Here is an 11,058-nt window from a genome sequence, read left to right on the forward strand (position 1 = left end):
GGTATGGGCTATTTTGTCTTATTTATGGCGTCAATTTTACTTGTTTGAGGCATGGGTAAAACAATCAGCGAAAATGACCGCTGGCACCGTTATCTGAAAGGAAAAGCAAGAGAAAAGCGACAAAGTAAAAAAACAAACCCACTTTTATCAAATGATTTTGGAAAGATGGGTTTGTCAGCAGTCTGAAACCTGCTTCATAAGCAGGTTTTTTATTATTACACAAAATTTATTTCCAGAATTGCCACCAAGATTTTTCCGATGTTTCCGCTTCTGTCTGCGCTTGTTCCACTTCTATTTTTTCCACGTCTACCGGTGGTAAATCCGGTGAATAATTAAAACTTTCTACTGTCCGCTGTGGATTAAAGTGAACAATCAATTTCTTTTCAATCGGCGTTTCATACCCTTTTTGAATACGTTGCACATAAACCCAATTTGCATTATTAAACGGATCCACCAACAATGGAGTTCCCAACAAATATTGCACTTGTTCTTCGGTCATCCCTTTCTGCAATTTCTGTACCAACGCCGCATCAATATAATTACCTTGAGGCACATCAATACGATAAACCAATTTTTCCAACGGTGTGGAACAGGCGGTAATTCCCAATGCGAAAAGTGATGACAGTAAAACAATTTTTAATTTCATAGTAGTTAGCCTTCTTAATAATCGTTAACTCGTTCTGATAATACCGAAACTTAGCCTAAATGCCAATTTAATATTTATTTCGCTGTAACTGATCTTTCAAATTGGCAGGCACACCTTTGATTGTCAAGGTATCATTCGCTTCATCCCAAATCACACGTTGCCCCAATAATTCGGCATTAAAGGTTAATGTGACGCCGCGTCCTGCGCCGGAAAACTTCTCCAATTTTTTTAATGTTGCTGTTAGTGGCGGAATATTCTCCTCAAGGGCATACTCCTCATTTTGAGCAAACTCGGCAAATGATTGACCGTTTAACATCCCCATTTCGGCGGAAAGCTCGGTTACGTCAATGTCTTCTCCCTGCTGTGCTTGGGCTTTACAATAAGTTAATGCCTGCTGTTTGACCTCTTGCGCCAACTTTGGTTCAATCTGCTCTTGATGGCAATAATCCTGTACCGCCTGTACCAATAGCTGATTTTGCACTTTCGGATTTAATCCCTCTTCCGCACCCAAGAAATCCATAAAGAAATCACTGACTTTGCGCCCGACACGCCCTTTTAGAAAGGTCAAATAACGGTTGGATTGAGCATCCATTTTTAACTCCGTTAAATTGACTCGAGCAATAATATCGCATTTGCTGAGATCCAAATATTGTGTATCGTGCACATTTAACTCATCATCCACCAACAAACTGCTGCGACTATCCACCAATCCTAAAAAGAGATATTCCGTTGCTAAAAAGTTATATTGACTGATAACAAAATTTCCACCGGTGGCAAACGTATATTTACTGATTTCTTGCGCCAACTGCTGCGCCGCCTGCTGGCTGAATGTTAAAAAATCGATCTCACTTTCTAAATAGCGATTTAATAATTGTGCAAAAACGGATGCATCGGTAAACACGGCATAAGTCTTGTTTTTTGATTGATAATGTTGATGAAGCTCCAGCATCAACTGCCGCACTAATTCGTTATCCGGCAATAACTGCTGACGCAATCTGGTGTCTATCTCTATTGCTTCACTTTCTGCTGTTGGTTTACGAAATAATTGGTGCAAAATAATTTGTTCAACATTTATACTCATAATGTTATTCTTCACTCATACAATATAAATAATCGCCATTATAGGTGATTTTACTCATCATTTTTAGCCGATTTTCTGAAAAAATCTGTTATCATAACCGCCACGTTTTTTGTCTATTTCAATACTATGGCTACACATTCAAAATATTCTAATAAACAGATTGAAGCGCTGATGAACGAAATGATCGGCACGTTAGAAAAACACCAAGCACCGGTTGATCTCTCTTTAATCGTATTGGGGGATATGGTCAGTAATCTTTTATTAAGCAGTGTGCAGGAAAATAAACGTATTGAACTAGCGGAAGCCTTTTCTCAAGCACTTTTAAATTCATTAAAAACACCCAATAAAAAACATTAATTAATTCGTCCGGCATAATGTTAAAACTAAATTACACACGGCAAGATCGCGAAGAGTTATCACGAAAAATCTCGTGGGGTCATTGGTTTGCCTTTTTTAACATTATTATTTCTTTCATTATCGGGGCCCGTTACGCCTTTAATTCCGACTGGCCGGATACATTGCTCGGTAAAATTTACTTTTTTATCAGTATTATCGGGCATTTCAGTTTTATTGTTTTTGCGATCTATTTATTAATCATTTTCCCGCTCAGTTTTGTTATCAAAAACCATCGCACGTTTCGTGGGATAACCGTTATTTTGGCAACACTTTGCACGACGGTGCTATTGTTAGACAGTGAGATTTATAAACGCTTTTATATTCACCTCACTTCGATGGTATGGGATTTAATGATTAATCCAGAAAATGGCGAATTGGCTCGCGATTGGCAGCTCTTCTTTGCACCGATGCCGATTATTCTCCTGTTGCAAATGCTGTTTTCTCGTTGGTCGTGGCAAAAATTACGCAGTCTGGAACGGCAAAAATGGATTAAACCGGTTTCCTATACATTTCTGTTGGCATTTATCGCCACGCATTTAATTTATGTATGGGCGGATGCCACATTCTATCGCCCAATTACAGCACAACGTTCCAATCTACCGCTCTCTTATCCGATGACAGCGCGAAAATTCTTAGAAAAAAACGGCATTTTAGATGCAGAGAGTTATCAGCAACAACTTACAAACAGCGGACGTGCGGATGCTCGTTATCTCGACTATCCAAAACACGAATTGAATTATCCTCAATCACAGCAACAACCGAATATTCTGCTTATCAATATTTCCGGGCTGAAACGTAGCGCCATTTCAGCGACAACGACACCGGCAATTTATCAATTTACCCAACAATCGATAGATTTTCAAAACAATTACAGCAGTAGTAATTTATCTCAAGAAGGGTTGGTCGGTTTATTTTATGGGCTTCCGGGAAATTACCTTGACAGTATTTTATTCAGTAAAACTGAACCGGTGCTGTTACATCACCTACGAAACTTAGAATACCGAATTCACGCTAATACCACAAAAGAGAATAATCAACCGCTCTTTTCCGTGTTGTTTAATAAAAAAGAGCAATCTGTAGCGGAAAACAACAAAACTGCCTTCCAACAATGGCAACAATGGTATCAAAAACAGGCTCAACAACCTTGGTTCAGTTTTATTGATGTCAGCTTAACCGCAACAAACAATCCTATAAACACTACCAGAGCGGCGGGTTCCGATACGGTATCTCCTTATCAATATGCCGAAAGATTAATTGAAATTGATCAGCAGTTTTCTGATTTGATTAATCTGTTAAAACAACAGCAACAATTTGACGACACTATCATTATCGTGACTGCCGATAGTGGCTTTAGTGAAGCGCATCAGAATGATTTGTCAGATTTTTCAGCAGATAATATCCAAGTGCCGCTTTTGGTTCATATGCCAACATCCGGCACTGCACAGCGTTCTGATTTGAGCAGCACTTTGGATATTGTACCAACGCTGCTTAAACATATTTTCCTTGTATCTAATCCGGTCGCAGATTTCGCCCTTGGCAATAATCTGTTTGCCATCAATCACTCACCGGATAATTGGACACTCAGTGCCAATAATCGCTGGGTAGTTATTATCGACAGCGACGGCGTGCAATATCAGATTGATAAATACGGAAATTACAAAAAATTTAATGCGAAATATCAGCAACAAAACTCTACCCGTCCGCCATTAGGGCTTTTCCTTGCTGCTTTTGGTGAACTTCGTAGCTTTAGTGAGCGTTGATTTGAGTCGAATATTACTCTCCATCAATTGCGGTTGCACAGGCATAAGCAGAACTCCACGCCCATTGGAAATTATAGCCGCCAAGCCATCCTGTAACATCCAGCACTTCACCAATAAAATAAAGCCCTTTAACATTTTTCACTTCCATTGTTTTCGAAGAAATTTGGTTTGTATCAACGCCACCTAAAGTCACTTCTGCGGTTCGATAGCCTTCCGTACCATTCGGGACAAATTGCCATTGATGAAAAAGTTGGCTTATTTCGGCAATTTTTAGATTGCTTAAATCAGCTAAAATAGTTGTTGGTAATTGATAATGCGAAATAAAAAACTCAACCAGTTTATTCGGTAATAACCGCTGTAATGCCGTTTTTAACTGCATTTTCGATGAAGATTGGCGCATTGCTTGCAAATATTCATCCAATCTGATCTTCGGCAGAAAATCGATAAATAGAGGTTGATTCGGTAACCAATAGTTAGAAATTTGCAACATTGCCGGTCCGGAAATGCCCCGATGGGTAAATAACAAGGCATTACTAAAGCTCATCCCATTTTCTGCGGTAACCGTAATTGGCAGCGAGATCCCGGCTAAATCGGCAAAAACTTGATCTTGTTCACGCCAAGTAAAAGGAACGAGCGAAGCTCGCGGCGGAACAATAGACAAGCCGAACTGTTCCGCTATTTGATAACCGAAAGCGGTTGCGCCCAATTTCGGCATTGATAAACCGCCACTAGCAATAACCAAATTTTCACATTGCAAACACAGCTCATTGCCATATTTCACTTCAAAACCGTCAGTGAGCTGTGTTACTTGAGAAATTTGCACTTGCAGTTGAATCTGTACATTTGCTGCCTGACACTCTTTCAACAACATTGCAACAATCTGTTCCGCGCCGTTATCGGTAAAAAGTTGTCCCAGCTCTTTTTCGTGATAGCTGATGCCATATGCCGCCAACAAAGCGATAAAATCCCATTGGTTATAACGTGCTAAAGCCGACTTCACAAAATGTGGATTTTGCGATAAATAATGCTGCGCTCCCACGTCTAAATTGGTGAAATTACAGTAGCCGCCACCCGACATCAAAATTTTGCGCCCGACTTTTTTACCATTGTCCAGCAGCAACACTGACCTGCCTTTTTTACCAATTTGAGCGGCACAAAACAGCCCTGCCGCTCCGGCGCCGATGATAATCACATCATATCGTTTCATCTTATTTTGTTCCTGAAACATCAATAATCATCACTTCAGACTGAGAACCTAAACGGAAAGGCACTCCCCAAAAGCCGTAGCCTGATGTAACAAACGTATGCATTTGCTTAATCTGTTTGTACCCATAACTCAATTCATACACCCATTTTTCAATCACATTACCTGGGAAAATCTGTCCGTTATGGGTATGACCGGAAACCTGAATATCCGCGCCCGCATTTGCATTTTCCGCTAATGAGAACGGGCGGTGATCCATCAATAAAATCGGTAAATTTTGTCGTTTCTCCGCCGGAATAGAGGCTAAGATTTGTTCAGTGGTTTGGCGAAGCTGATCCATTTCATCATTGCGACCGGCTAAGATAAATTTATCGGAAACAATCACGGCTTGATCTGTTAATAAATAAACGCCCTCTTTGCGAACTTCGTGGGCAATTTGTTGCGGTTGTTGGAAGAAATCGTGATTGCCTAATGTCGCATAAACACCCAATGGCGCAGAAAGTTTAGCAAAATGCGGTCCCATTTTTTCCGAGAAATAAGCATTTAAATTATCATCCATTAAATCGCCCGGCAGCAAAATAATGTCCACTTTTTGTTGTTCAAAAATATGCTGTAATTGTTCCAACTGTTTGATGCCAAACAATTTTCCCAAGTGTAAATCACTGGCAACACCAATGCGTAACGGTTGCATTGTTTTATCTATTTTGACGCTATAATGCACAATTTGCGGTGTATACGCCTGATGAATACTGTACGCAAATAGAGCGGATAACGATACTAATGCAAGACAACGGCTGATCATCGGGAATGCTGCCAACTCAACAGCGAACAGCAATAATACTTTGCGTAATAGGAAAATCATCACGGCTACAAGCGTGATATACCATAAAGTGGTCAAGATATAAGCTGAATATTTAAATCCATCAGGAATAATGCGTGCAATAGATAACAAAATAAACGCATTGATCGCAATATAGCTAAACCAGAAGAAAACCCGCTTATAGTGTGGTTTTGTTGGTTTGACAAAGAAAAACCAATCGATGGATCTGATAGCAATAAATATAAAAAGTTGTAACGCAATCAATGCGATATATCGAAACAACATTGTATTTATTTCCTCCGAATCTGGATTACGGTTTAAGATTTTATGGGCAAAGCCACAATGCTTTACCCATTATTTATCAGACTAAGTATTAAAGTAATTTTTCTAACTCTTCTAATACTAATTGAGGTTGAATATCAATAAGAGATTGATGATAGCCCTCTTGGCTATCTTTGCTTTTACGAACTTTGATCAATCCGCCACTGATCAAACGAATCACCTTGACGCGTTCAGATAATGGTGGCGTATATTCCGGACTGGTCGGCCCATAAACTGCAACCAATGGTCGTTTTAAAGCGGCAGCAATATGCATTAACCCTGAATCATTGCTCACAACACCATCACAGCTTGCCAATAAATCAATTGCCTGTGGTAACGATGTTTCACCGGCAATATTAATGCAGAAAGCTCGATCTTCCTTGGTTAAACTTTGACGGATCTCCTCTCCGACAGAATGATCTTTTGCTGAACCAAACAACAATATCTGGTAGCCCTTATTAATCAATAACTTAGCTAAATTGGCATAATGATAATGAGGCCACCGCTTTGCCGGTCCGAACTCAGCACCAGGACAAAACCCAATTATTTTTCGTCTGGAGTCAAGAGCAAATTTTTCTGAGAACTGAGTCAATGTTGCCGCAACCTGATCAGGCTCTGTTTGCAAATAGGGATAAGAGAAAGAAAGATCTTTTGCTGCCGGAATAGCGCCTTGTTCATAAGCCAAAGTAACATAACGTTGCACCATTAGCGAATAATCTTGCTTATTACTCCGCAGATCATTCAATACAAAATAGCGACTCTCCCCTTTCCAGCCGCGACGAACTGGAATCTTTGCAAATAACGGAATTAATGCGGATTTGAAAGAGTTAGGCAACACAATCGCTAAATCATACTGCCCACGTAATGATTTCCCAATTTGATAACGCTGTTTTAAATCAAACTCACCATGACCAATCGGCATCGCAATCGCATTACGCACTTCCGGCATTCGTGAAAGTAATGCGCGGCACCAATTCGGTGCCAACACATCAATGACACAATCAGAATATTGCTGCTTTAACGATTGGTATAAGCTGTGCGACATCATCATATCGCCAACCCAAGATGGGCCTATTACAAGAATTCTCATATTTCCCAATTATTTTTTATTCAACCACACCATATATTCCGCCACGCCTTCGGCAACAGTCTTAAACGGTTTATCATAACCGGCGGCACGCAATTTGGTTAAGTCGGCTTGAGTATACTCCTGATAACGGCTCTTTAAATGTTCCGGGAACGGAATGGTTTGAACTTGTCCTTGACCGTGATATTTAATCACCGCTTTAGCCACTTCCGCAAAACTTTCCGCATTACCGGTACCACAATTAAAAATGCCAGATACTTTATGCTGCCAACACCAAATATTTACTGCCGCTACATCGCCGACGTAAACAAAATCACGACGGAAATGTTCGCTGCCTTCAAATAATTTCGGATTTTCGCCATCCAAAATTTGGTTATTCAAATGAAACGCCACACTTGCCATTGTACCTTTGTGATTTTCACGCGGCCCATACACATTAAAATAGCGGAAACCGCAAACCGGCGATTCTGCTTGTGGCAAAATCTGACGCACATATTGGTCGAACAAAAATTTAGAGTAACCATAAACATTAAGCGGATGTTCATATTGACGTTCTTCAATAAATTCCAAACGATCGCCATAAGTTGCCGCTGAAGAAGCATAAAGGAAAGGAATGCGACGATCTAAACAGTAATGCAATAACTCTTTGGAATATTCATAGTTATTCTGCATCATATATTTGCCGTTCCATTCTGTAGTAGACGAACAAGCGCCTTCGTGGAAAACGGCATCAATTTCACCAAGATCATCGCCGGCAATGATAGAAGCGATAAAATCTTCTTTATCACAATAATCTGCAATATCCAAATCCGCCAAATTAGCAAATTTGGTGCCATCAGTTAAATTATCAACCACTAAAATATCTTTTCTGCCTAAGTCATTGAGCGCTTTAACAATATTGCTACCAATAAAGCCGGCACCGCCTGTTACAATAATCATAATTTTTCCTTACTTGTGAAATAACTTGCGGCTATTTTAATAGATTTAACAAGTTGAAAAAACAAAAAAATCCCATCACGATAACGTGATGGGAAAAGTTTGGAGATTAATAAGAAAAAGTAAACTTAATTCTTAGCTAAATAATCAAACCGCAGTTTGGAAAATGACTTCATCCGCTTTTTTCACATAAGCATTGATCTTATCAAAATTCATATAACGATAAGTATCATCTTTATCTGCTTGTAAATCAGCCGCATAGCTTAAATACTCTTCCGGAGTTGGTAATTTACCCAACAATGCCGCAACCGCCGCTAATTCCGCAGAGGCAAGATAAACATTTGCACCTTGACCTAAACGGTTCGGGAAGTTACGGGTCGAAGTTGAAACGACAGTTGATTTCGGCGCAACACGTGCTTGGTTACCCATACACAATGAACATCCCGGCATTTCTGTTCTGGCACCGCTCTTACCGAAAATGCTGTAATAACCCTCTTCTGTTAATAAAGCGGCATCCATTTTGGTTGGTGGCGCAATCCATAAACGAGTTGGAATAACATCGGCAAATTTATTCAATAACTTACCTGCCGCACGGAAATGGCCAATATTGGTCATACAAGATCCGATAAAGACTTCATCAATTTTATCGCCTTGTACTTCAGAAAGTTTGCGAGCATCATCCGGATCATTCGGCGCACAAAGGATAGGCTCTTTAATCTCATCCATATTGATTTCAATAACTGCCGCATATTCCGCATCCGGATCTGCTTGCAATAATTGAGGATCAGCCAACCACGCCTGCATATTTTTAATACGACGTTCTAATGTGCGCGCATCACCATATCCTTCTGCGATCATCCATTTCAATAAAGTGATATTTGAATTCAAATATTCAATAATCGGCTCTTTATTCAATTTAATGGTACAAGCTGCCGCAGAACGTTCAGCTGACGCATCGGAAAGCTCAAATGCCTGTTCAATTTTGAGGTTTTCCAAACCTTCAATCTCTAAAATACGACCGGAGAAGATATTTTTCTTACCTTTCTTCTCAACGGTTAACAAGCCTTGTTGGATCGCATAATACGGAATGGCGTGAACCAAATCGCGCAATGTGATTCCCGGTTGCATTGTACCGGTAAAGCGAACCAATACAGATTCAGGCATATCTAACGGCATCACGCCGGTGGCAGCTGCAAAGGCAACAAGACCGGAACCGGCCGGGAATGAAATGCCGATTGGGAAACGAGTATGTGAGTCACCGCCTGTACCTACAGTATCCGGCAATAACATACGGTTTAACCAAGAGTGGATAATACCGTCACCCGGACGAAGTGAAACCCCACCACGATTCATAATGAAATCAGGCAATGTATGGTGAGTGTTAACATCAACCGGTTTCGGATAAGCCGCAGTATGGCAGAATGATTGCATTACCAAATCTGCTGAGAAACCTAAGCAGGCCAAATCTTTCAATTCATCACGAGTCATCGGACCGGTAGTGTCTTGAGAACCGACAGAAGTCATACGCGGTTCACAATATTGTCCCGGACGAACACCTTCCACACCACAAGCACGACCAACCAATTTTTGTGCCAAAGTAAAGCCTTTGTTGCTGGTTGCCACAGCTTGAGGTTTAATGAACACATCGCTTTCACCAAGGCCTAATTCCTGTCTTGCTTTATGGGTTAATCCACGACCGATAATTAATGGAATACGACCGCCGGCACGCACTTCATCCAATAATACTTGAGTTTTTAAGGTGAACGTTGCCAATACTTCATCGCTATTATGGCGACAGATTTTGCCTTCATAAGGATAAATATCGATCACATCGCCCATATTTAGTGAAGTGACATCCACTTCGATCGGCAATGCGCCGGCATCTTCTAATGTATTAAAGAAAATTGGTGCAATTTTACCGCCTAACACCACACCACCGGCACGTTTATTCGGAATAAATGGAATATCTTCCCCCATATGCCAAAGCACAGAGTTGGTCGCAGATTTACGTGAAGATCCTGTTCCAACCACATCACCGACATAAGCAAGTGGGAAACCTTTTTCTTTTAATTTGTTGATTTGAGTAATTGGACCAACTTCTCCATCCTTATCCGGTGTAATACCGTCACGGCTGTTTTTCAACATTGCTTTTGCGTGTAATGGAATATCCGGTCTTGACCAAGCATCCTGTGCCGGAGAAAGATCATCCGTATTGGTTTCACCGGTTACTTTAAACACAGTAACGGTAATTTTATCCGCTAATTTAGGACGAGATAAGAACCACTCTGCATTCGCCCAAGATTGTAATACCTGTTTTGCGAACTCATTGCCGGCTTTAGCACGATCCGCTACATCGTGGAAACTATCAAACATTAATAATGTGTGAGAGAGTGCTTTCACCGCCAATGGCGCTAACTCCGGATTATCCAACGCTTTCACTAACGGCTCAATGTTATAACCGCCTTGCATTGTGCCCAACAATTCAAGCGCACGCTGTTTGCTGATTAATGGAGAACTGACATCTCCGGCAACCACAGCGGATAAGAATGATGCTTTTACATATGCCGCTTCATCTACCCCTGCCGGAATACGATTTTCAAAAAGATCCATTAAATATTCAGTATTCTGCCCTGCCGGTGCTTTCAATAATTCGATCAATTGTGCAGTTTGTTCGGCATTAAGAGGAAGAGGAACAACACCAGCTGCTTTACGTTGTTCAACGTGTTTTTGATAATCTTCTAGGAAATTAGCCATAGTCCATCCTTAATTATTAATAGTAGCGTAGAAGTAACATTTGATTATTAAAA

At 40.6% G+C, this 11,058-nt stretch carries 9 protein-coding genes; 2 read left to right on the forward strand and 7 right to left on the reverse strand.

Features of this window, described 5'->3' with window-relative positions; genetic code table 11:
• Window positions 1-226 precede the first annotated feature (226 nt).
• Both A3EO_RS0105255 and yejK read right to left on the reverse strand, forming a co-directional pair.
• Window positions 227-646, reverse strand: coding sequence for an outer membrane protein assembly factor BamE (locus A3EO_RS0105255; RefSeq protein WP_018346295.1), 420 nt, complete (start codon window positions 644-646; stop codon window positions 227-229).
• Window positions 647-713: 67 nt separating this feature from the next.
• The gene (gene yejK, locus A3EO_RS0105260) at window positions 714-1,727 is read right to left on the reverse strand and encodes a nucleoid-associated protein YejK (protein ID WP_018346296.1); all 1,014 of its coding nucleotides are present in this window, start codon (window positions 1,725-1,727) and stop codon (window positions 714-716) included.
• A gap of 126 nt (window positions 1,728-1,853) precedes the next feature.
• Here yejK and A3EO_RS0105265 point away from each other — a divergent pair, with 126 nt between their 5' ends.
• On the forward strand, window positions 1,854-2,084 hold the full coding sequence (locus A3EO_RS0105265; RefSeq protein ID WP_018346297.1) for a YejL family protein: 231 nt from the start codon (window positions 1,854-1,856) through the stop codon (window positions 2,082-2,084).
• 17 nt (window positions 2,085-2,101) lie between these two features.
• Window positions 2,102-3,883, forward strand: coding sequence for a DUF3413 domain-containing protein (locus A3EO_RS0105270; protein WP_018346298.1), 1,782 nt, complete (start codon window positions 2,102-2,104; stop codon window positions 3,881-3,883).
• Window positions 3,884-3,896: 13 nt separating this feature from the next.
• Here the strand turns inward: A3EO_RS0105270 and A3EO_RS0105275 are convergent, their stop codons facing one another.
• The 5 genes from A3EO_RS0105275 to acnB all read right to left on the reverse strand — a co-directional run bounded on the left by A3EO_RS0105275 (window position 3,897) and on the right by acnB (window position 11,005).
• Window positions 3,897-5,090 (reverse strand): BaiN/RdsA family NAD(P)/FAD-dependent oxidoreductase, encoded by a 1,194-nt coding sequence (locus A3EO_RS0105275; protein WP_026211009.1) that lies wholly within the window; start codon window positions 5,088-5,090, stop codon window positions 3,897-3,899.
• 1 nt (window position 5,091) lies between these two features.
• A complete protein-coding gene (locus tag A3EO_RS0105280; protein WP_018346300.1) occupies window positions 5,092-6,192 on the reverse strand; it encodes a metallophosphoesterase in 1,101 nt (366 codons plus the stop codon).
• Between the two features lie 88 nt (window positions 6,193-6,280).
• The gene (waaF, locus tag A3EO_RS0105285; RefSeq protein ID WP_026211010.1) at window positions 6,281-7,318 is read right to left on the reverse strand and encodes a lipopolysaccharide heptosyltransferase II; all 1,038 of its coding nucleotides are present in this window, start codon (window positions 7,316-7,318) and stop codon (window positions 6,281-6,283) included.
• 9 nt (window positions 7,319-7,327) lie between these two features.
• Window positions 7,328-8,254: an ADP-glyceromanno-heptose 6-epimerase gene (gene rfaD / locus A3EO_RS0105290; protein ID WP_018346302.1), complete on the reverse strand. Its 927-nt coding sequence runs from the start codon at window positions 8,252-8,254 to the stop codon at window positions 7,328-7,330.
• A gap of 144 nt (window positions 8,255-8,398) precedes the next feature.
• Window positions 8,399-11,005: a bifunctional aconitate hydratase 2/2-methylisocitrate dehydratase gene (gene acnB, locus A3EO_RS0105295; protein ID WP_013746711.1), complete on the reverse strand. Its 2,607-nt coding sequence runs from the start codon at window positions 11,003-11,005 to the stop codon at window positions 8,399-8,401.
• Between the last annotated feature and the right edge of the window lie 53 nt (window positions 11,006-11,058).

It is taken from the genome of Gallibacterium anatis DSM 16844 = F 149 (assembly GCF_000379785.1).
GTDB classification, from domain to species: domain Bacteria; phylum Pseudomonadota; class Gammaproteobacteria; order Enterobacterales; family Pasteurellaceae; genus Gallibacterium; species Gallibacterium anatis.